19 protein-coding genes are annotated in these 21,619 nt (G+C 59.0%); all 19 read left to right on the forward strand.

Annotated elements, in window-relative coordinates:
* Positions 1-1,048, forward strand: a 1,048-nt coding sequence (rpoD, locus tag HYZ49_02490; protein ID MBI3241145.1) for an RNA polymerase sigma factor RpoD, incomplete at its 5' end; no start/stop codon positions are given.
* Positions 1,049-1,177: 129 nt separating this feature from the next.
* Positions 1,178-3,037 carry an aldehyde ferredoxin oxidoreductase family protein gene (locus tag HYZ49_02495; protein MBI3241146.1) on the forward strand — a complete coding sequence of 620 codons (1,860 nt, stop codon included), beginning with the start codon at positions 1,178-1,180 and terminating at the stop codon, positions 3,035-3,037.
* Between the two features lie 18 nt (positions 3,038-3,055).
* Positions 3,056-4,342: an ABC transporter permease gene (locus HYZ49_02500; protein ID MBI3241147.1), complete on the forward strand. Its 1,287-nt coding sequence runs from the start codon at positions 3,056-3,058 to the stop codon at positions 4,340-4,342.
* 20 nt (positions 4,343-4,362) lie between these two features.
* Positions 4,363-5,136 (forward strand): ABC transporter ATP-binding protein, encoded by a 774-nt coding sequence (locus tag HYZ49_02505; GenBank protein MBI3241148.1) that lies wholly within the window; start codon positions 4,363-4,365, stop codon positions 5,134-5,136.
* The gene (locus HYZ49_02510) at positions 5,126-5,944 is read left to right on the forward strand and encodes an ABC transporter permease (GenBank protein ID MBI3241149.1); all 819 of its coding nucleotides are present in this window, start codon (positions 5,126-5,128) and stop codon (positions 5,942-5,944) included. The genes HYZ49_02505 and HYZ49_02510 overlap by 11 nt, the downstream gene beginning before the upstream one ends.
* Before the next feature lie 86 nt (positions 5,945-6,030).
* A complete protein-coding gene (locus HYZ49_02515) occupies positions 6,031-7,161 on the forward strand; it encodes an ABC transporter substrate-binding protein (GenBank protein ID MBI3241150.1) in 1,131 nt (376 codons plus the stop codon).
* Positions 7,162-7,234: 73 nt separating this feature from the next.
* The gene (locus tag HYZ49_02520) at positions 7,235-8,086 is read left to right on the forward strand and encodes a xanthine dehydrogenase family protein subunit M (protein MBI3241151.1); all 852 of its coding nucleotides are present in this window, start codon (positions 7,235-7,237) and stop codon (positions 8,084-8,086) included.
* The gene (locus HYZ49_02525; protein MBI3241152.1) at positions 8,083-8,580 is read left to right on the forward strand and encodes a (2Fe-2S)-binding protein; all 498 of its coding nucleotides are present in this window, start codon (positions 8,083-8,085) and stop codon (positions 8,578-8,580) included. Before HYZ49_02520 ends, HYZ49_02525 begins: the two co-directional genes overlap by 4 nt.
* Before the next feature lie 5 nt (positions 8,581-8,585).
* A complete protein-coding gene (locus HYZ49_02530) occupies positions 8,586-9,911 on the forward strand; it encodes an amidase (GenBank protein ID MBI3241153.1) in 1,326 nt (441 codons plus the stop codon).
* A complete protein-coding gene (gene fdrA, locus HYZ49_02535; GenBank protein MBI3241154.1) occupies positions 9,898-11,595 on the forward strand; it encodes an acyl-CoA synthetase FdrA in 1,698 nt (565 codons plus the stop codon). The genes HYZ49_02530 and fdrA overlap by 14 nt, the downstream gene beginning before the upstream one ends.
* Before the next feature lie 68 nt (positions 11,596-11,663).
* Positions 11,664-12,914 (forward strand): DUF1116 domain-containing protein, encoded by a 1,251-nt coding sequence (locus HYZ49_02540; GenBank protein ID MBI3241155.1) that lies wholly within the window; start codon positions 11,664-11,666, stop codon positions 12,912-12,914.
* 18 nt (positions 12,915-12,932) lie between these two features.
* Positions 12,933-13,415, forward strand: coding sequence for a four helix bundle protein (locus HYZ49_02545; GenBank protein MBI3241156.1), 483 nt, complete (start codon positions 12,933-12,935; stop codon positions 13,413-13,415).
* Positions 13,416-13,458: 43 nt separating this feature from the next.
* Positions 13,459-14,298, forward strand: a complete 840-nt coding sequence (locus tag HYZ49_02550) for a cyclase family protein (GenBank protein MBI3241157.1) — start codon at positions 13,459-13,461, stop codon at positions 14,296-14,298.
* Between the two features lie 64 nt (positions 14,299-14,362).
* On the forward strand, positions 14,363-16,702 hold the full coding sequence (locus HYZ49_02555) for a xanthine dehydrogenase family protein molybdopterin-binding subunit (protein MBI3241158.1): 2,340 nt from the start codon (positions 14,363-14,365) through the stop codon (positions 16,700-16,702).
* A complete protein-coding gene (locus HYZ49_02560) occupies positions 16,699-17,565 on the forward strand; it encodes an NmrA/HSCARG family protein (GenBank protein MBI3241159.1) in 867 nt (288 codons plus the stop codon). The genes HYZ49_02555 and HYZ49_02560 overlap by 4 nt, the downstream gene beginning before the upstream one ends.
* Positions 17,562-18,449, forward strand: a complete 888-nt coding sequence (locus tag HYZ49_02565) for a DUF2877 domain-containing protein (GenBank protein ID MBI3241160.1) — start codon at positions 17,562-17,564, stop codon at positions 18,447-18,449. The genes HYZ49_02560 and HYZ49_02565 overlap by 4 nt, the downstream gene beginning before the upstream one ends.
* Positions 18,449-19,870: a dihydropyrimidinase gene (gene hydA, locus HYZ49_02570; GenBank protein MBI3241161.1), complete on the forward strand. Its 1,422-nt coding sequence runs from the start codon at positions 18,449-18,451 to the stop codon at positions 19,868-19,870. The genes HYZ49_02565 and hydA (HYZ49_02570) overlap by 1 nt, the downstream gene beginning before the upstream one ends.
* Positions 19,871-19,890: 20 nt before the next feature.
* Positions 19,891-20,109, forward strand: a complete 219-nt coding sequence (locus HYZ49_02575) for a hypothetical protein (GenBank protein ID MBI3241162.1) — start codon at positions 19,891-19,893, stop codon at positions 20,107-20,109.
* Positions 20,110-20,191: 82 nt separating this feature from the next.
* Complete coding sequence (gene hydA / locus HYZ49_02580; protein ID MBI3241163.1) at positions 20,192-21,613, forward strand: dihydropyrimidinase; 1,422 nt, start codon at positions 20,192-20,194, stop codon at positions 21,611-21,613.
* The last annotated feature ends 6 nt before the right edge of the window (positions 21,614-21,619 follow it).

The raw sequence follows: 21,619 nt of genomic DNA on the forward strand, positions 1-21,619 counted from the left end.
ACAGTCGGCAGGCATTGAATTGGTGGATATTACCTCGGTGGACGACGAGCCTTCCGACGAGGATATTGAAGAGGCTGAAGAGGAAGAGAACAGCCTGCGCGACTTGTCTCAGGACGACACCTATCTTTCGGCCATTGATGCCGACGACACCATTGGCCTGTACCTGAAAGAGATTGGCCGCGTGCCCCTGCTGGTGGCCGCCGAGGAAGTGGCGCTGGCGAAGCGCATGGAGAAGATGAAGTTCGCCCGCGAGCGGCTGGCCAAGGGCGGCAAGATCACGCCCCGCAGACGCGCCGGTCTTCAGTACGACATTGACGACGGTTGGGCCGCCCGCGAACACCTCATCACCGCCAACTCGCGCCTGGTGATCAGCGTCGCCAAAAAATACATGGGCCGGGGCGTCCCGTTTCTCGATCTGATTCAGGAAGGCAACATTGGCCTGATAAGAGCCGCTAAGAAGTTCGACTACAAGCGCGGCCACAAGTTCAGCACCTATGCCACCTGGTGGATCCGTCAGGCCGTCACCCGCGCCATTGCCGATCAGGGCCGCACCATCCGGGTGCCGGTTCACATGGGCGACCAGATCAACAAGCTTCTGCGCGTCTCACATTCGCTCACTCAGGAACTGGGCCGTGACCCGACGGTTGACGAACTGGCCGAAGCCCTCAACGTCACTCCGAAGAAAGTGGAGTCGATGATCCAGATCGCCCGCCGCCCGCTCTCGCTGGAAACGCCGACGGACGAAGAGGAAGATTCGGTGTTGGGCGACTTTATTCAGGACGAAGACAGTCCGGCCCCGGTGGAAGTTGCCACCCGCAACTTGCTCCGCGAGCAAATTCAGGAAGTGTTGGGCACGTTGCCGCCGCGCGAAGTTCGCATTCTGCAATTGCGTTATGGCCTGCTTGACGGTGAAAGTTACACGCTTGAGGAAGTGGGCAAGAAGATGGGCGTCACTCGCGAACGGGTTCGCCAGATCGAAGCCCAGGCTCTCAGCCGCCTGCGGCATCCATCACATCGGCGCAAATTGCGAGACTATCTCAAAGAATAGCTTGCGTTTTCCAGAGAGGGGCGCGGTCGTCAGGCCGCGCCCCTTTTAATTTCAAAAACATACAATTGACTCAAGCCGTTCTCTGGTTATACTATTGTCTTACAAATCGAGCCGGGGAGGTGGACAACGATGCGGTACGTGTACGCAGGCAAAATCCTACAGGTTGATCTCAGCGCCAGAACGCACTCAGTTCGCCCAATCACAGACTCCGAAGTTCATACTTATCTTCTTGGCAGTGGGCTGGCGGCCAAAATTTATCTCGATTGGATAGAAGCCAACGGCGTTGTTGACGCGCTCGATCCGCGCAACCCTCTCATCATCCTCAACGGCTTACTCTCCGGCACTTTCAGCCCCACCGGTTGCCGGTCGTCGTGGTGTGGCCGTTCGCCGGCCACCGGTATTTGGAACGAGGCCAACCTGGGCGGCCACTGGGGCGCAGAACTTCGCTTCTCTGGCTGGGACGGCATCATCGTCACCGGCCGGGCCGACAGGCCTGTTTATCTTTGGGTGACGGGTGAGACGGTGGAATTCCGTGACGCCTCTCATCTGTGGGGCAAAGATCACTATGATACTTACGATGCGCTTCTGGCCGAGACTGACGAGAAGGCGCGGGCGGCCACAATTGGCCAGGCGGGCGAGAACCTGGTGAAGCTGGCCGGGGTGGTGCAGGGCGGCCACTCGCACTCGCGCATGGCGGCGCGCGGCGGCATGGGCGCGTTGATGGGGTCGAAGAATCTCAAGGCCATTGTCGTGCGTGGCAAGGATAAGCCGACCTATGCCGATGCCAAAGGCTTTCACACCTACGTCAAAGAATCGAATAAGTTCATCGGGGACGCGGCGGCGTGCGAGTCCCTGCATCTTGTTGGCACGGCAGGCGGCCACCCGACCACCGACAAGTTTGGCGACAACGCCATTATGAACTGGCGCGGCGGCAACTGGACGGAAGGAACGATCAAAACGTCCGGCCAGGAGATTGCCAAAACAATTTTTACCAAGCATACGTATTGTCACGCCTGTCCGATCGGTTGCGGCAAGGCGGTGGAAGTGAAAGATGGCAAGTATGCGGGCGTGTGGGGCGAAGGGCCGGAATACGAAACCCTGTGCGGCTTCGGCTCGAATTTGCAGATTGACGATGTCAAGGCCATCGCCGCTTTCCATGATATGTGCAATCGCTACGGCATGGATGTGATCTCGGTCTCAAGCGTGCTGGCCTGGGCCTGGGAAGCATTTGAAAAGGGCGTGATCACTGCGGCTGACACCGGCGGCCTCGAACTCAAGTGGGGCGATGACGAAGCCGTGATGGCGATGATTCACAAGATTGCCCTGCGCCAGGACGTGGGCGATGTGCTGGCTGAGGGTGTGCGCGCCGCCGCACAGAAGTTTGGCAAGGGCAGTGAGAAGTATGCCATGCACGTCAAAGGCCTGGAGATGCCTTACCACGACCCGCGCGGCTTTGTGAGCATGGCCGCCAACTACGCCACCGCCAATCGCGGCGCGTGCCACCTCGAGGCAATTTCTTACTGGCGCGGCGTGGGCATTGAGTGGAAGGGCTGGCAGGAGGGCGACAAACAGGAATGGATTGACAGCAAACGTTTCGACTCGACGATTGCCGCCGAAGTGGCAATTGACTTCCAAAACTTCATGTCCACTTATAACCCGCTCGGCCTGTGTAAGTTCATCACCAAAGGCGGCTACACTCCGGCGCAGACGGCTGAACTGGTGAACAAGGCCATCGGCTGGAATTGGACCGGGGCCGATTTGCTGGAGACGGGCGCCCGTCTCTTCAACCTCAAACGGGCGATCAATGTCAAACTTGGCGTCAGCCGCAAAGACGACGTTTTGCCGTATCGTCTGGAACACGAAGCGCGACCCACCGGCACGGCGGCGGGCGTTCTGCCGGATATGAACCGTATCCTGCCCGACTATTACCGGCTTCGCAAGTGGGACGAGAACGGCGTGCCCATGGCTGAGGCGTTGATGCCGGTTTGAATCTGATAAGCCCTGAATATGCTTGAAACTGAAACTCTTGAGCCGCCGGGGGTGGCCGTCTCCCGGCCATTTGGCAGTGTTCGCCTCCAGCGCGGGTTGCCGACGGCGCTGGCGGTTGGCATGATCGTGATCGGGGTGATCATCACCGTGGCCCATCTTGTCATGCCGCTGGCTGACCCAACGTTGGTCGAGTCTACGCCCGGCCAGCTTGCCATTTGGGTCGCGGCGCGCAACAAGCTTGACGAGGTGTCGGTGTTGGGCGCGGCGCGGCTGGCGCTGGCGGCAATGGGCGTTCTGGCCGCCGCGCTCTCTGCGTTCAGCCTCTACGTTCTGACACGCCGCCCAGGCAAGAGTCGGGTGGCCCTGTTGTGGGCCTTGCTCGGTTTTGATCTATTGCTCTTGAACATTCCGGCCGAGTTCGGGTCGGCTTTATATCCCCTGATGCTGGCGGGCATTGCCCTGGCGCTGGTGGCCCTGTTTATAGCGCCGGGCCATGTCTCGCGGGCGCTGGGGGTGATGGTGGTGATTTCGGCCCTGCTGTGGTTCTGGGAAGTTTATATTGCGTTGGGCAATGCCACCGGCAACGTTTTGCCGCTCACCGATTTCCCGTGGAAGATGCCGCACTGGCAGAACATCGCCGAGCAGTTGTTGCAACCGGCGCGGCGCAACGGGCCGACGTTGCTGGTCGGCATTCTGGCCGAGGCGGCGTTGTTCACCTGGCGCGAAGCGTTTGCCGGTTTTGTGGCCGGCAGTGTCTTGGGGTTCGTTTTAGGCGTGATCTTCGCGCACTCAAAACTGCTGGAGCGGGCTTTGTTACCTTACGCCATTGCTTCGCAGACGGTGCCGATCCTGGCAATTGCGCCCATGATCGTGAGCGGGCTGGGCGCAGGCTGGTTGCCGGTGGCGGTCATTTCGGCTTACCTCACTTTTTTCCCGGTGACGGTCAACACCTTGCGCGGCCTGCTCTCGCCTGACCCGACGGCAGTTGAACTGATGCGTTCGTACGCGGCGCCGCAGTGGGCGGTGTTGTGGAAACTGCGCGTGCCGGCGGCCCTGCCTTATATTTTTACGGCGCTCAAAGTATCGGCCACGGCCAGCGTGGTGGGAGCCATTGTCGGCGAACTGCCCTCCAGCCGCAGTGACGGTTTGGCCGCCGCCATTTTGCGCGCCAGCGGCAACTATGCCTCCGAGCCGGAGAAATTATGGGCCGCCATCGTGATCGCTTCGCTGGTTGGCATTCTCTTTTTTGTGGCTGTGTCTCTGATTGAGAGTTGGGTAATGCGCCGCCGCCCGGTTGCTGAATAAGAACTCAGGAGCTAGATTTTATGAGCGTGGTTTCGGTCCAGAACGTCAATAAAGTATTTGGCGCTAACAGCAGTGAACAGGTTGTGGCCCTTCAGGATATTAATCTGGAAATTGGCGCGAATGAATTTGTGTCTTTCATCGGCCCCTCAGGCTGTGGCAAGTCTACGTTGTTGAGATTGATTGCCGATTTGCTCTCGCCCACGTCCGGGCAGGTGTCGGTCAACGGCAAGCCGCCTCACCAGGCCCGGCTGGATCGTGATTACGGCTTTGTCTTTCAAGCGCCGACGCTTTACGAGTGGCGAAGCGTGAGCCAGAACGTGCAACTGCCGTTGGAGATCATGGGCATCCCGCCGCAGAAGCGGGCCGAGCGGGCCGGCGAAATGCTGAAGCTGGTGGAACTGGAAAAGTTTGGCCGCCACTATCCCTGGCAGTTGTCGGGCGGCATGCAACAGCGGGTGGCTATTGCCCGCGCCCTGGCCTTTCAACCGGCGCTGTTGCTCATGGACGAGCCGTTCGGTGCCCTGGACGAATTTACCCGCGAGCGCATGAACATGGAACTGCTCAAGATTTGGGGCCAGACCGGCGGCACGGTAGTTTTCGTGACTCACAGCATTGCCGAAGCCGTGTTTTTATCGAGCCGGGTGGTCGTCATGTCGTCCCGACCGGGCCGCATCACCAAAGTCTTGGAGATTGACCTGCCGCGCCCGCGAACCTTTGAGACGCGCGAGGACGAGCGTTTTTTTGCCGCCGTGACTGAAGTGCGTGAAAGCCTGCGAGAAGCCTATGGCGCATGAATTGGCCTCCTCGGAACAGCCGCTCGCGCGCCGCCTGGCCGAACGCGTTCGGTATTATGCGCCGACGATTATCACCGCCGTGGCGGTGTTGCTGGCCTGGGAACTGATCGTCCGCGTCTTCAACATCCAGCAGTTCCTCGTCCCAAAGCCGTCCAGCATCGTGGCCGCTTTTGTTGACCAGCGCGGCATTTTGGCTGGCAAGGTGTTTAACACCTTGCGAAGCGCGGTCGGCGGTTTCGTCCTGGGCAGTATCGCCGGAATCCTGGTCGCGTTGATCACCGCCCGCTGGGCGATCTTGAGCCAGGCCATGATGCCGTTCGCCATCGCCGCCAACTCGGTGCCCATCGTTGCTTTCTCGCCGATCCTGTTCAACTGGTTCGGCCCCAGCAATCCCTTCTCGTGGATGGCGATTGTAGCCGTGATTGTTTTCTTTCCGGTGATGATCAACATGGTGCGCGGCCTGACCCAGGTTGATCCGCGCGCGCTGGAGTTGATGCGCTCCTACGCCGCCAGCGATTTCAAGACCCTGTTTGCCCTGCGTATTCCCAACGCCCTGCCGTTTCTGTTCAGCGCCTTGCGAGTGGCGACGGTGTTGAGCATGATCGGCGCGGTGGTGGCCGACTTCTTTGGCGTCGAGCGGGCGACGATCGGCAAATACATCACCCAGGAGTCGGCCAGCTTCAAATTTGAAAACACCTGGGCCGCCATTTTGCTGGTAAGCGTGATCGGCATTGTCTTTTACCTGATCGTTGCCCTGGCCGAGCGCGCCATCATGCCCTGGCATGTGTCAGTTCGAAAAAGTGAATAGAAGGGGGGGATGCCTGGCTAGTCAAGAACGAGTCCAACCACGTACAACAATTGACACGATTTACACACTTTAGGAGGAGATGAAAGATGAAACACAAAGTTTTGCATGTCGCCAGCCTGTTGCTGATCGCTGGCCTGTTGCTCACCGCCTGCGGCGGGCCGGCGGCTACCACCGAAGCGCCGCCGGCGGCCACTGAACCACCGGCAGCGATGGTCCCCGTCCGCCTGCAATTGCAGTGGGTGGCCCAGTCGCAGTTCGCCGGTTACTACGCCGCAGTCGCCGAAGGGTACTACAAGGAAGAAGGCCTGGATGTGACCATTCTCGAAGGCGCGCCGGATATTGTTCCCCAGCAGGTGTGCGCCAACGGCGGGGCGGAATTCTGCCTCTCGTGGGTGCCCAAGGCATTGGAGTCGCGGGAAGGCGGCGCTCCCCTGGTCAACATCGGCCAGGTCTTTCAACGCAGTGGCACGCTGGAAGTGTCGTTTGCCAGCAAGGGCATCAAGAGCGTTGCCGATCTCGACGGCAAGCGCGTGGGCGTTTGGGACTTTGGCAATGAGCACGAAGTGTTTGCCGCTTTGCGGGCCGAGGGCATTGACCCCGAGGACGCGGGCGACGTGACGATCAAGATTCAGCCGTTCGACATGACCCTGCTGTTGACCGACGAAATTGACTCCGCCGAAGCCATGACCTACAACGAGTATGCTCAGGTGCTGGAGCAGGTGAACCCGGCCACTGGCGAACTCTACAAGCCGGAAGACCTGAGCGTGATTAATTTCAATGAGGTCGGCACGGCGATGTTGCAGGACGCAGTCTGGGCAACGGAAAGCTACCTCAGCACCCCTGGAAATGAAGACGTAGCGGTGAAATTCCTGCGCGCTTCTTACCGGGGCTGGATTTTCTGCCGCGACAATTTTGACGCCTGCGTGAATCACGTGTTGGCCGCCGGCCCGACCCTGGGCGAGAGCCACATGCGCTGGCAGTTGAACGAAATCAACAAACTCATTTGGCCGTCGCCAAACGGCATTGGCCTGATGGACAAGGCCCAGTGGGATCAGACTGTTCGGGTGGCCAAGGAAGGCAAGGTTCTCAGCAAAGACCCGGATGCGGGCGCGTACCGCACCGACCTGGCCCAGAAGGCGCTCGAAGGAATCTCGGGCGACACCAAGGGCGCAAACTTCGCGCCAATTACGGTTGAACTAAAACCGGGCGGCGAATAAGCTGTGACACGGTGACAAAGTGAATGGGTGACAGGGTGAGTCAATTCACCCTGAACCAGCCTCGTTTGATTACATGGCCCCCGACTCGCTGGAAGGTGCGCTGGCCCTCAAAACCGAACACGGCGACGACGCTAAATTTCTGGCCGGCGGCCAAAGCCTGATCCCGGCCATGAACTTCCGCTTGGCCCAGACCGCGCTCCTCATTGATGTCAACAATCTGAAAGAACTCGATTACATCCGCCGCGACGCCAACGGCGATTTGCATCTTGGCGCGCTCACCCGGCAGAGGCGGCTGGAACGTGATCCGCTGGTGAAGCAATACGCGCCTTTGTTGCACGAGGCGATGCCCTGGGTCGCCCATCCGCAAATTCGCAATCGCGGCACGCTGGGCGGCAGCCTGGCTCACGCCGACCCGGCGGCGGAGTTGCCGGTCATTGCCCTGGCGCTTGGCGCGCGTCTCAGAGCGCAAACCGCGCGTGATGAGCGTTGGATCACCGTTGACGATTTTTTTCGCGGACTCTTTACAACCGATCTGGCTTCTGACGAAATGCTGGTGGAGGTGGTTCTGCCGCCTCTGCCACCCCGAACCGGCGCGGCCTTCATCGAATTTTCGCGGCGGCGCGGCGATTACGCCATGCTGGGCCTGGCCGCTATCGTAACGTTGAACGAGAGCGGCGCTTGCGAAAAGGCGCGGCTGGTTTACTTGAACGCCGGCGACGGCCCGGTGGACGCAAAGCAAGCCGCCGATTTGCTGAAGGGGCAGAAACCATCTGCCGAAGTTTTTGCGGCGGCGGCCAGTCTCGCCGCCGAACAGGAAATCAACCCGATGGGCAGTATTCACGCTTCGCCAGATTATCAACGGCATCTGGCGCGTGTTCTCACCGGACGCGCCCTCAAGCAGGCATTCGCCCGAGCCAGCCAATGAGCGAACTTCATCCTATCAAAGTAATAATCAACGGAAACACCTACGAGCGGCAGGTTGAGGCTCGTTTATTGCTCAGCGATTTTCTCCGGCACGAACTGGGCCTGAGCGGAACGCATGTGGGTTGTGAGCACGGCGTATGCGGCGCTTGCACAATTTTGTTCGACGGGGCGGCGGTGCGCTCGTGCATCATGTTTGCCGTGCAGGCGGACGGCCACGAACTGGCGACCGTGGAAAGTTTAGCCAAGAACCAGAATGAACTGCATCCGCTTCAGCAAGCATTCCACGAAGCGCACGGCCTGCAATGCGGCTTCTGCACGCCGGGCTTTCTAATGACCCTCGTTCCGTTCCTGCAAGAGAACCCAAGCCCGACTGAGGCAGAAATTCGTGAGGCCATCTCCGGCAACCTCTGCCGTTGCACCGGCTACCAGCATATTGTGGATGCGGTGAAGCTGGCGGCGGAGAAAATGAAGTCAACAGTGGTCAGCAGTCAGTGAACAGTGTGAACTTGTCATCTGGTCTTCCTGCTCTTGCGCGCGCGCTTCGCTCCGGCGAACTACCGATTGCTGAATACTTGTCTCTACTGGAAGCGCAATTCTTGGCGCGCGAGCCTTCAGTGTCGGCCTTCGTGGCTGAAGAAGGACGGTTTGAGCGATTGCGCGGCGAGGCCGAGACTCTGCTGGCGCAATATCCCGATCCTGAAGTTCGACCGCCTCTGTTCGGGATACCGATCGGCGTCAAGGACATTTTTCACGTCGCCGGTTTCACTACCCGCGCCGGGAGCAAACTGCCGCCGGAGATTCTGCAAGGCCCGGAAGCTGAAAGCGTAACCTTGCTCAAAAAAGTGGGCGCGTTGATCTTGGGCAACACGGTGACGACGGAGTTCGCCTACTTCGGCCCCGGCCCGACGTGCAACCCGCATAACATTGAACATACTCCCGGCGGCTCCAGCAGCGGCTCGGCGGCGGCGGTGGCGGCGGGCATGTGTCCACTCACGCTTGGGACTCAAACTATCGGCTCCATCGTTCGACCGGCTTCTTTTTGTGGCGTCGTCGGTTACAAACCAACTTATGATCGAATCTCACGAGCGGGTGTCATCCCTCTCTCGCCGTCACTCGATCACATTGGCCTTTTCACCGTTGACGTGGCCGGGGCGCAGTTGGCGGCCAGTTTGCTTTGTCGAGATTGGACGCGAAGCGCAGAGATTAGAGATTTGAAGAAGCCTGTGCTCGGCATCCCCGAAGGACCGTATCTTAACCGCGCCTCAACCGAAATGCTGGAACACTTCCGCGCCACCTGTCGCAAGTTGGCTAAGGCTGGCTACGAACTCAGGCCAGTGAATGCCATGCCGGATTTTGATGCGATCTACGAACGACATTTTCTGATCACAAATGCCGAAGCGGCGCGAGTTCATCAAGAGTGGTTTCCGCGCTTTCGCGATCTCTACCATTTCAAAACAGTTGAAAAGCTTGAAGCGGGGCGGGCGGTTTCGGATGAGGCGCTGGCGCAGGCACTGGGCGAACGCGAGAAGTTTTCAGACACAATAACTCGCCTGATGGACGAACACCAGATCGATCTCTGGATTTCACCTTCTGCGGTCGGGCCGGCACCCAAAGGCCTCGACAGCACCGGCGACCCGGTGATGAACCTGCCCTGGAGTCAGGCCGGCCTGCCGTCCATCAACCTGCCCTCTGGCCGCAGTTCAGACGGCTTGCCTCTGGGTCTGCAACTGACTGCCCGCTGGCAGGACGATGAGGAGTTGTTTGAGTGGGCGATAGATTTTGAAAAGCTATTGGCAATAACGAATAACGAAAATGCCTTTCATTAAAAGTGAAACACGCTCCGGCGCCTACTACGACTCGGCAGTGCTCATGCAATTGCAACGCGGCCTGCTCGGCCTGCCCGGCGTGCTCGACTCGGGCGCGGTGATGGGCACGCCCGCCAACCTTGAACTACTAGAGCAGAGCGGCCTGCTCACCGACGACGCCAAGAAAGCCGGCGTCAACGATCTGCTGATCGTCGTCAAGGCCGAATCGGACGGGGTCGTCGCCGAGGCGTTGGGACAGGTTGATTCATTGTTGGCCCGACGCCGCTCGGCAGTTGCTCAAGAATTCCGCCCCAAGAGTTTGGAGACGGCGGTTCAGCAATTGCCGGAAGCGAACTGGGTGCTGGTGTCGGTTCCGGGCCGGTTCGCCGCCGGCGTGGCCCGTGAGGCGCTCAATCTTGGCAAGCATGTTTTTCTCTACAGCGACAACGTTTCGCTTGAAGACGAAATTGCCTTGAAGAAAACAGCGCAGGCGAAAGGCTTGTTAGTGATGGGGCCGGATTGCGGCACGGCCATCATCAATGGCGTCGGCCTCGGTTTTGCCAACCGGGTTCGGCGTGGGCCAATCGGCGTGGTGGGCGCGTCTGGCACGGGGACTCAAGCAGTGACGGCCCGCATTCACAATCTGGGGTCGGGCGTGTCGCACGCCATCGGCACCGGCGGGCGCGACCTCAAATCGGAAGTGGGCGCGATCACCGCGCACCAGGCGTTGGATGTGCTGGCTTGCGATCCTGAAACTAAAGTCATCGTGCTGATCTCAAAACCGCCCGCCGCGAACGTGGCCACAAAGTTGCTGGCCGCCGCCCAGGCTTCCGGCAAGCCGGTCGTCGTGGACTTCATCGGTTACCCGCCCCCGGCCCGAAAGCTGGACAATCTCCATTTTTCGGCGGGTTTGAGTGAGGCGGCGGAGATCGCGGTGAAGCTATTAGAGGATTGGAGAATTAGAGAATTCTCTAACGCGAAGCGTCCACGCTTCGCGTCCGATCTCTATTTGCGGGGTTTATTTTCTGGCGGCACGCTTGCCTACGAAACCATGCTCGGTTTGCAAGCAGTTCTCTCGCCGCTTTATTCCAATTCTCCAATCTCTGATTCTCAAATTCTCCCCGACCCGCTGAAGAGCCAGGCTCACACCATCGTGGATTTAGGCGACGAGGTATTTATGGTTGGCCGCCTGCATCCGATGATTGACAACGATCTCCGGTTGCGCCGCCTCAAACAAGAAGCCGCCGACCCCGAGACAGGCCTGATCCTGCTGGACGTTGTTCTCGGCGAAGGCGCGCACCCAGACCCGGCGAGCGAGCTTGCGCCTGCGATTGCCGAGATTACGAGATCAGAGAATCGGAGAATTGAAGTGGTGACGATGGTGATCGGCACCGACTCCGATCCGCAAAACGTGGAGTCGCAGGTGGAACGGTTGAAGGCGGCAGGGGCGATTGTGTTCCGCACGGCGACTGGGGCGATTGAGTATGTGGCTCGGCGCATGAGTCAGCCACCCGACAGTGTCGGCCTCCCCGTGTCGCTCGATTCGTTCAATCAACCTTTAGCCGCCATCAACGTTGGCCTGGAGTCGTTTTACGAAAGTCTGGTCGGGCAGGGGGCGCAGGCTGTGCAAGTAGACTGGAAGCCTCCGGCGGGCGGCAACGAAAAGCTGGCCGCGATTTTGGCGAAGATGAAGAAGAAGAAATAGAGGATTGGACGCTTCACGTCAGAGAATTCTCCAATCCTCAAATTCTCCAATTCTCTATGGATGAAACTATGGACATAGAACACGCAAACTTAACTGCTGTAACGCGCATGATGGACGCCCGACCGATTCTGAAAGGGGTGGCAACAGCGCGTGACGTGATTCCCGGCATGAAAGACAACCTGTTTCTGCACGCCGGGCCGCCGATTACGTGGCAACGGATGTCTGGCCCGATGCGGGGCGCGGTGATCGGAGCCATGATGCTTGAGGGCATGGCGAAGACAGAAGCCGAGGCAATTGCCCTGGCCGAGAAAGGCGCGGTGGAGTTTGCACCCAACCACGAGCACGGCGCTGTCGGGCCGATGGCGGGCGTGACTTCGCCCTCGATGAAGGTTTACATTGTCGAGAATGTCACTCACGGCAATAAAGCTTACTGTAATTTCAATGAAGGTTACGGCAAAGTTTTGCGAATGGGCGCGTTCAGCGATGAGGTGATCACCAAACTGCGGTGGATCAACGACACGTTTGCGCCCATCGTCGGCGAGGCGATTGAAGCCAGCGGCGAGGGCCTGGATATTCGCGCCTTGCTGGCCGAGGCCTTGCACATGGGCGATGAAGGCCACAATCGCAATAAGGCCGGGTCGTTGCTGTTCCTCAAGTGGCTGGCCCCCTTCATCGCCAAAGTGGCAAAGGATAACAACGTCGAAAGTGAAGTGTTGAAGTTTATCTGCGACAACGCCTTGAGCGTGCTGAACCCGGTGATGGCGGCTTGCAAGGCGATGACCGACGCGGCGCACGGTATCGAGGGTAGCACCCTCGTCAGCACCATGGCCCGCAATGGCACCGACTTTGGCATCCGGGTGAGCGGGCTGGGCGACCGCTGGTTCACTGCGCCCGCCGAAGTGCCGCAGGGTTTATGGTTCCCCGGTTTCACCGCCGCCGACGCCAACCCCGACATCGGCGACAGTGCCATCACCGAAACGGCAGGCATCGGCGGGTTCGCTATGGCGACGGCCCCGGCCATTGTCACCTTTGTGGGTAGCACACCTAGAGAAGCCGTGAACGCCACGCTCGAAATGTACGAAATCACCGTCGCCGAGCACAAGCATTTCACCATGCCCGTGCTGGATTTTCGCGGCACACCGACCGGCATTGACATCCGCAAGGTGATTGAGAAAAGCATCCTGCCGCGCATCAACACCGGTGTGGCCCACCGCCTGCCGGGCATTGGGCAAGTGGGCGCGGGGCTGGTGAGGCCGCCGATGGCGATTTTTGAGGAGGCGTTGATCGCATATGCGGAGAAGTACGGACTGGAGAATTAGAGGATTGGAGGATTTGGGATGCCCACTTCCTTTGAAGATTTGAAAGTATTGAAATCAGCCGAGGCGATTGCCGACTCCGTTTACAAGAGCGCGGAACAATGGAATGAGTTTGCGCGCGATGTGGTAGGTAAGCAGATTGCCCGCGCCGCCGATTCCGTTGGCGCAAACATTGCCGAGTCATTTGGCCGTTTCCACTTTGGCGAGAAAGTTCAGTTTCTATATTACGCCCGCGGCAGTGTGTTCGAGACCAAATACTGGCTCAATCGGGTTGCCGCGCGAAACTTGATGGTCTCCACCGAGTCGCAGAAATACGCGAGCCAACTGACTGACATCGCCCGCCAGCTTAATCTCTTTATTGCCAGCCTGAAGGGCCAGCGTTCCGGCGAAATCACCGTCGCCAAAACCCTCCGCGAAAACCCTGTTGAATACGCCTCCGGCCTGCCAGACGATTTCCCCAACATCCTCTTTGACGAAAGCGACTTGGCCTGGCTGGAATCCTAATTCTCCAATCCTCCAATTCTCTATTCCCAAAAGGAAACCAACCATGAAAATCTACGACCTCTCTCAAGACCTAAACCAAGACTGTTCCTTCTGGCCGTTCTACCCGCCGTTTGAAGTGAAGTACATCAAACGCAAGGCCGAGCATGGGGTGAATGCCCAATACATCATGACTTCCAATCACATGGGCACGCACCTGGACGCGCCGCGCCACTTTGTGACAAAGGGCAAGACGATTGACCAACTGCCCATCGAGTGGCTGTACGGCCCGGGCGTGATCGTGGACGTGAGCGACATTTGTGACGACCTGGCGCTCTTCACGCCAAAGGATTTGGAAGACCGGGCCGACATCCGCGAGCGCGACATTCTCTTCATCCACACCGGCTGGCACAGGTATTCGTTCTTCAGCCCCGACGCCGACGAAGAACGATACATCCAGCGCCACCCCGGCCCGCACTTCAGCATTTGCGACTGGCTGTTGAAGAAGAAGATTCACGTCTGGGGCGTGGACATGATCTCCACCGACCACCCGATGAACCTACCCATTGGCCGCTTTCTGGGCAAGGGTGGCCTCGAACACTGGCAGAAAGTGCGGGCCAAGAGCGAAGCCAAATTCGGCAAAGAGAATATGGACAAGCTCTTCCCCGACTCGGCCTATCAACTCACGCACAATGCGCTGTTTCCGCACGATTGCGTCCATGTCGAAAACCTCGGCGGCGAGATGGGCAACCCGGCTCTCCACAACCGCCGCCTCACCCTGGGCGCGATGCCGTGGAAGTTCAAGGGCGGCGAGGCCGCGTTCTGCCGGGCGTTTGCCATTGTGGATGACGCGCCGAAGGCGGCTAAACCGGCAGCCAGGAAAACGGCGGCGAAGAAGCGCAAGTGATCAATCCTCTAATTCTCCAATTCTCTAATTTGAGATTGGAGAATTAGAGAAGTGGAGAATTTGCATGGCAACTCGATATTTCGGCGAACGGATCAAACGCAACGAAGACGCCCGCCTGCTCACCGGCCAGGCTTTGTTTGTGGATGACGTTCAACTGCCGGGAATGTTGCACGCCGCCTTTCTGCGAAGCTCGTATGCTCACGCGCGAATCAAGGGGATTGACGTTTCAGCCGCCTTGCAGAGGCCGGGCGTGATCGCGGTTTACACCGCCCACGACCTGGGCGATTACTGGAAGCCGGGGCCGCTGTTGGTGTCGCCGCCGCCCGTGCCGGGCCGCATCTTCCACGAACGGACGCAAGTCCCACTGGCGAAAGACAAGGTGCGATTTGTGGGCGAGCCGATTGCCGTCGTCATCGCCGAGAGCCGCTACATTGCCGAAGATGCGCTGACCGACATTCACGTTGACTTTGAAGCCCTGCCAGTGGTGGCTGATCTTGAAAAGGCGGCCCAACCTGACTCGGCGCGAGTGCATGATGATTTGGATTCGAATGTGGCCGCCCACATCGTCCAACGCAAAGGGAGCGACTATCAAACGGCCAGAGCCAAAGCCGACGTCGTCATCAAGCGCCGCTTTCATTACGATCACGGCGCGGCGGCGGCGATGGAGAACCGGGGCATCGTGGCCCAGTGGGAGGCCCGCGCCGGAAAGTTGACCGTGTGGGAGACCACCCAGGCCCCGGTTGTCATGCGCGCTTTCTACTCCGCCATGTTGGGCCTTTCGGAGAATCAGGTGCGGGTGATCGCGCCGTTCATCGGCGGCGGCTTTGGGCCGAAGATCATGATGTGGTATCAGGAAGAAGCCGTCATCCCCTGGGCGGCGATGAAACTCAACCGGCCTGTGAAGTGGATCGAAGATCGCTCCGAAAACTTTTATGCTACCACCCAGGAGCGCAACCAGATTCATGACGCCGAGATTGCGTTGACAAAAGACGGCCTCATCCTTGGCGTTCACGATGTCTTTCTGCACGACGCGGGCGCGTACGATCCCTACGGGTTGACCGTCCCTTTGAATAGCCAGTGTACTCTGCTCGGGCCGTATCACATCCCCAACTATTATTCTGAATTCACGGCCTTGTTCACCAACAAACCCATCGTCACCCCGTATCGCGGCGCGGGGCGGCAACACGGCGTGTTTGTCATCGAGCGCCTGCTGGACATCGCCGCCAGGCAGTTGGGCCTTGATCGCACCGAAATTCGCCGCCGCAACTACATCCCGCCCGATAAGTTCCCCTACAACAACGAAGTGATCTACCAAGACTTCGCGCCGCTGACTTACGACAGTGGCAACTATCAACCGATCATGGACAGGGCGCTGGAAATGATCGGCTACGAAAAGTTCATCAAAGAGGAGCAACCCAAACTGCGGGCTGAGGGCAAACACGTTGGCATCGGCGTGGTGGCTTACGTTGAGGGAACAGGTATCGGGCCGTACGAAGGGGCGCGAGTGAAGGTGCAGGCCAGCGGCAAAGTGTCGGTTGCCACCGGCGTGGGCACGCAGGGACAGGGGCACTTTACGGTGTTCGCTCAAGTCGCTGCCGAGCAGTTGGGCGTGGATGTGAAAGATGTGGAAGTGGTGACGGGCGACACGGATCAGTTTTATTGGGGCGCGGGCACGTTCGCCAGCCGGGGCGCGGTCGTGGCTGGCAATGCCATCAATGAGGCGGCCAAAGATGTGCGCCAGAAAATTTTGCGGCTGGCCGCTGAGCAGTTTGAATGCGCCGAAGAAGATTTGGAACTAACGAATGGCGTGGTGCGAGTGAAAGGCGTTCCCCAGAAGACAATCAAACTGGGCGAGTTGGCGGTGAAGGCCAATCCCATGCGTGGGGCGGTCAAACCGGGAACCATCCCCGGCCTGGAGGCTACCAACTACTTCGGCCCGGCCAGCGGCGCAACCGCCGCCGGAGTCCATGCGATGATCGTCGAAGTTGACCCGGAGACAATGAACGTGGAAATCAAAAAATACGTCGTCGTTCACGACTGCGGCACAGTGATCAATCCGCTTATTCTTGAAGGCCAGGTGCAGGGCGGCGTGGCGCAAGGCATCGGCAACGCTTTCTATGAGCAACTTATCTTCGACGAGAATGGGCAACTCCTCAACGGCACATTCATGGATTATCTGCTCCCGACGGCGTTGGAAGTGCCGCCAATTGAGTCGGGTCACACGGTGACGCCGTCCCCGTTGAATCCGATGGGCACGAAAGGCGCGGGCGAGGCCGGGGCGATTCCAGTGGGGCCGTTGTTTGTGCAGGCGGTGGAAGATGCTTTGCAAAACCGTATTGAAATTTTGGAGTGCCCGGTCAGCCCGAAGCGGTTGTGGGAGTTGGCCCAGAACAGGTATCCATGATTCTGATCACAGGTGCGGGCGGCAAAACCGGAAAGGCAGTTATCAAAGCATTGGCGGCCAAAGGGGAAGCTGTCCGCGCGTTTGTTCACCGAAGCGAGCAGGCATCAGCAGTGCAAGTGTTGGGCGTGCGCGATGTGGCGGTAGGCGACTTTCATGACGGAGGCGCGATCCGAAAAGCCATGGAAGGGGCGCGGGCGATTTACCACATTTGCCCAAACGTGAACCCTGATGAAGTAGCGATTGGCCGCAATGCCATTACCGTCGCCCAAGCCACTGGGACTGAACACTTCGTCTATCACTCGGTTCTGCACCCACAGGCCGAGGCGATGCCGCATCACTGGAACAAACTGCGCGTCGAGGAGATGCTATTTGAGTCGGGCCTGCCGTTCACCATTCTTCAGCCGACGACCTACATGCAAAATATTCTGGCAGGCTGGCAGAGCATTTTCGAAGATGGCGTATTTCGTGTTCCGTATCCCGTCGAAACAAAATTGAGCTTGGTGGATTTGGAAGACGTAGCCGAAGCCGCCGCCGCCATGCTGACCGAGCCGGGTCACGCCGGGGCAACTTATGAATTGGTGGGCACTCCGGTGCTGACTCAAATCGAAGTTGCCGATGTGTTGAGCAGGAATCTTGGGCGCCCCGTTCGCGTTGAAACCGAATCTGTCGAAGCGTGGGAGGAGCGGGCGCGGACGTCGGGCATGGGCGATTATCAGCGCGAAACGCTGATCCAGATGTTTCGTTATTACAAGCGTCACGGCCTGATGGGTAACTCCAACGTGCTGGGCTGGTTGCTCCGCCGCCCGCCGACGACGTTTGAGGCCTTTGTGGAAAGAATGGTGCGTGAACGGTCGCAAGCATGATCTCTCTCGCCGCCATTTCTCTCACGCCCTCAGCTCGCGAATGGCTCTCGGCAACCACGACCGCTCGCGTCCTCAACTCTTTTGACCGCGCCTGCAATCTCATCAATCAAAACAACGACATCCTGGCCCTGGTGGCCTCTGAGCGCGGCCTGACTCCGTTTGCGATGGTCGTGGCTTCGGAAGAGCGGTTTCCTTTTCGGGCGGTGACGGAGTCGAGCATAGTGAGGATTGAAAGCCGGCGCTTCAGCGTTGGGCCTTTGCAAATCACGATTGATACGCCGCGCCTGTGGAACCCGATTCCGGATTGGGCGGCAGTGCGGCAGATGTTTGCCGATCACTTTGAACTGCCTGAAGCTTTGCCGGCAACGGCGCTGGAAGTTTCTCCCGCCGGTAGTCTGCTTGAGTTGTTTCTGAGTCCTGAGAGGCGAACCGCCAGCGCGCCGATGCTTGACCGGGCGGCGCAAGGGGCCAACAAACTTGTCGCCGGCTTGCATGCCGGCTCACTTGAACAGTGTGTTGCGGGCGCAAAAATGCTGGCCGGGGCCGGTGGCGGGCTGACTCCAGCGGGCGATGATTTCATCGTCGGCGTGTTGCTTGCGGCGTGGGCCGGACTCTTCGGCGAGCGAAGCGAGGGCAGGGAGCAGATGGGGCAAGCCATCGCACAGACGGCGGCCCCGTTGACGACGACGTTGTCGGCGGCGTATCTGCATGCGGCGGCGCGGGGTGAGTGTATGATCCACTGGCACGATCTCTTTGCGGCGTTGTTGGCCTCAAATGAGTCTGCTGTGCGTGAGGCCCTTCGAGCATTGACTTCTGTGGGCCACACTTCTGGCGCGGATGCGTTGGCCGGATTTCTTTTTGTTGGCGTGAAGGAACTTTCGTAATGAAGACATTGCTCAAAGGTGGGACAGTGGTCACCGCCTCAGACACGATTCAAGCGGACGTGTTGATTGACGGGGAAACCGTCGTCTTGCTGGGACAGAGTTTGCCTGAAGATGAAGCCGTCGTTGTGGACGCGTCCGGAAAATTTATTCTGCCGGGGGCGATTGACGTTCACACCCACCTCGATCTGCCCATGATGGGCACTTGCTCGTCGGACGATTTTTACACCGGCCACAAAGCGGCGGCCTTTGGCGGCACGACGAGCCACATTGATTTTGCCATTCAGTCCAAAGGCGAAACTTTGTATCAGGCGCTCGAAGCATGGCACGCCAAAGCGCGCGAGAGGGCGGTGATTGATTACGGCTTCCACATGACGATTACCGACCCAACCGAGGCGGCGCTGAATGAAATTCCGAGCATGGTCAACTACGGCGTCACCACCATCAAAATTCTCATGGCCTACAAGGGCCGCCTGCAAGTGGACGACACCGGACTCTTCAAGTCGCTGATCAAAACCGCCGAGGCCGGGATGTTGCTGATGGTTCATGCCGAGAACGGCGATGCGATTGAGGTGTTGATCCAGGATGCGCTGGCTCGCGGCAACCTTTCTCCTGTTCACCACGCCCTCACCCGCCCACACTGGTGTGAAGCCGAAGCCACTTTGCGGGCGATTGCGCTGGCCGCCGTCGCCGAAGCGCCGTTGTACGTGGTTCACATGACGTGTCAGGCGGCGGTGGAGCAGTTGACTTACGGGCGCGAGCGCGGCCTGAAGGTGATGGGCGAGACCTGCCCGCAATATCTCTTTTTCACCGCCGATAATTTGCGGCAGGAGGATGGCGCGAAATGGGTGTTCTCGCCGCCGGTTCGTACCAAGACCGACAACGAGTATTTGTGGCGGGCGTTGGCGCGTGGCGAACTGCAAACCATCGGCACCGATCATTGCCCTTTCCCGTTTGACGGGGACAAGCCGATGACTTACGAAGGCCAGCCGTTCTCTCGGGCGGGCAAAGAGTTGGGGCGCGACGACTTCACCAAGATTCCAAATGGCGCGCCGGGGATTCAAGACCGGATGCCCGTGTTGTGGACGTGTGGTGTCGGGGCTGGCCGTCTCACCGTGAACCAACTGGTGGAACTGTGTTGCACCCAACCGGCCAAGATTTTCGGCCTCTATCCGCGCAAAGGCACGGTTGCGGTTGGCTCGGATGCCGACCTGGTGGTATGGGATCCGAAACTCAGGAAGACGATGGGGGTTGCTACATCACACCAGCGCACCGACTATAATTTGTACGAAGGCAAGGAAGTGACCGGCTGGCCGGAGAAGGTGTTTTCGCGTGGCCGCCTGCTGGTGGATGGCGACAGGTGGCACGGCAAAGCGGGCACGGGTGCGTATCTGGCGCGCAAGGCGCACGCGTTGGTGCTATGAGAGATTGAGGAGTGAACCAGATGCAAGACGAACACGCTATTTACCCCAAACCCTGGAAGCCGGATGCGTTTCAAGTCGGCAAAGTTTACGAGTGGTATGTTGGCGCGTTTTTTGTCCGCGAAGAATGTGTGAGGCGCGATGACCAAGAGCGATGCTTCTACTTTCGTGAGTTAAGCCGCGTGCTCGATCCCAAACACATGACCTGGCCGGAGAACGGGCCAACGGCGATAAACAATTAGTGCCTATCTGAATAGCTCGCCAAACCCTTAGGGTCTCCAAGACCCTAAGGGTTTGGCGAGCAGGCTCTTAGGAGGCTCACTTATGAAAACCCTTATCAAAAATGGAACCCTTGTCACCGCTGCCGAAAGCTTCAAGGCTGACCTGTTGATGGACGATGGCAAGATCGCCCTTATCGGCGCGAGCTTGCCTGCTGGCGATGCTCAGGTGGTGGATGCAACTGGCAAGTATGTTCTGCCGGGGGCGATTGATGTCCACACGCACCTCGAACTGCCCTTTGGCGGCACGGTGTCGTCCGACGATTTTTACAGCGGCCACAAGGCGGCGGCCTTCGGCGGCACGACCTTCCACATTGACTTTGCCATTCAGGCCAAAGGCGAAACTTTACACCAGACCGTCGAACGCTGGCACAAAAAGTCCGACCACAAGGCCGTGCTGGACTTCGGCTATCACATGGCGATTGCCGACCTGACCGACGATGTGCTGAATGAAATTCCGAAGATGGGGCCGGAGGGCATTCCGTCCCTCAAACTGTTCATGGCCTACAAAGGCATCTTGCAAGTTGACGACACGACTCTGTTCAAGACGCTGATGAAGGCCGCCGAGGCCGGGATGCTGGTGATGGTTCACGCCGAGAACGGCGACGCGATTGACGTGCTGGTGAAAAAGGCGCTGGCCGAAGGCCATACCGCGCCGGAATGGCACGCCCTCACCCGGCCCGACTGGGTGGAAGGGGAAGCGACGGGGCGGGCGGTGGCCCTGGCCGGGGTGGCCGGCGCCCCGTTGTACGTCGTTCACGTCACCTGTGCCAAAGCGGTTGATCAACTCGCTTATGGCCGCGCGCGCGGTCTCAACGTGATGGGCGAGACGTGCGTCCAGTATTTCCACTTTACGGTTGACGACCTGCGCAAGCCGGACGGCGCCAAGTGGGTGTGCTCGCCGCCGGTGCGCACCAAAGCCGACAATGCTTACTTGTGGAACGCGGTGAAGACCAACGCCCTGCAAGTCGTCTCCACCGATCACTGCCCGTTCTTGTATGATGGCACGAAGGGGATCGAATACGAAGGCCAGCCGTTCCAGATCGCGGGCAAGGAGTTGGGCAAGGGCGACTTCTCTAAGATTCCGAATGGCCTGCCGTGCATTGAAGACCGGATGTTGATTTTGTGGAGCTACGGCGTGGGGCAGGGCCACTTCAGCATGAACCGCCTGGTGGAGTTGACCAGCACCAACCCGGCCAAGATTTTTGGGCTGTATCCAAAGAAAGGGACATTGGCAGTTGGTTGTGACGCCGATGTTGCGATCTGGGATCCAAATAAGAAGAGAACGATGAGCGCCGCCAACTCGCACCAGCGAACAGACTACAACTTGTATGAAGGATGGGAGATCACGGGCGCGCCGGAGAAAGTTTACCGGCGCGGCGAACTGCTGGTGGACGGCGACAAATGGCATGGCAAGCCAGGCACGGGCAAGTGGGTGCCGCGCTCAACGCACGCGCCGATCGTATAAGCGCAT

Source organism: Chloroflexota bacterium, from assembly GCA_016197225.1.
In the GTDB taxonomy this organism is placed as follows: Bacteria; Chloroflexota; Anaerolineae; order Anaerolineales; family VGOW01; genus VGOW01.

Coding starts and splice junctions, on each gene's coding strand:
- HYZ49_02495 (MBI3241146.1), top strand. CDS start 1,178: ATGCGGTACGTGTACGCAGGCAAAATCCTACAGGTTGATCTCAGCGCC.
- HYZ49_02500 (MBI3241147.1), top strand. CDS start 3,056: ATGCTTGAAACTGAAACTCTTGAGCCGCCGGGGGTGGCCGTCTCCCGG.
- HYZ49_02505 (MBI3241148.1), top strand. CDS start 4,363: ATGAGCGTGGTTTCGGTCCAGAACGTCAATAAAGTATTTGGCGCTAAC.
- HYZ49_02510 (MBI3241149.1), top strand. CDS start 5,126: ATGGCGCATGAATTGGCCTCCTCGGAACAGCCGCTCGCGCGCCGCCTG.
- HYZ49_02515 (MBI3241150.1), top strand. CDS start 6,031: ATGAAACACAAAGTTTTGCATGTCGCCAGCCTGTTGCTGATCGCTGGC.
- HYZ49_02520 (MBI3241151.1), top strand. CDS start 7,235: ATGGCCCCCGACTCGCTGGAAGGTGCGCTGGCCCTCAAAACCGAACAC.
- HYZ49_02525 (MBI3241152.1), top strand. CDS start 8,083: ATGAGCGAACTTCATCCTATCAAAGTAATAATCAACGGAAACACCTAC.
- fdrA (MBI3241154.1), top strand. CDS start 9,898: ATGCCTTTCATTAAAAGTGAAACACGCTCCGGCGCCTACTACGACTCG.
- HYZ49_02540 (MBI3241155.1), top strand. CDS start 11,664: ATGGACATAGAACACGCAAACTTAACTGCTGTAACGCGCATGATGGAC.
- HYZ49_02545 (MBI3241156.1), top strand. CDS start 12,933: ATGCCCACTTCCTTTGAAGATTTGAAAGTATTGAAATCAGCCGAGGCG.
- HYZ49_02550 (MBI3241157.1), top strand. CDS start 13,459: ATGAAAATCTACGACCTCTCTCAAGACCTAAACCAAGACTGTTCCTTC.
- HYZ49_02555 (MBI3241158.1), top strand. CDS start 14,363: ATGGCAACTCGATATTTCGGCGAACGGATCAAACGCAACGAAGACGCC.
- HYZ49_02560 (MBI3241159.1), top strand. CDS start 16,699: ATGATTCTGATCACAGGTGCGGGCGGCAAAACCGGAAAGGCAGTTATC.
- HYZ49_02565 (MBI3241160.1), top strand. CDS start 17,562: ATGATCTCTCTCGCCGCCATTTCTCTCACGCCCTCAGCTCGCGAATGG.
- hydA (MBI3241161.1), top strand. CDS start 18,449: ATGAAGACATTGCTCAAAGGTGGGACAGTGGTCACCGCCTCAGACACG.
- HYZ49_02575 (MBI3241162.1), top strand. CDS start 19,891: ATGCAAGACGAACACGCTATTTACCCCAAACCCTGGAAGCCGGATGCG.
- hydA (MBI3241163.1), top strand. CDS start 20,192: ATGAAAACCCTTATCAAAAATGGAACCCTTGTCACCGCTGCCGAAAGC.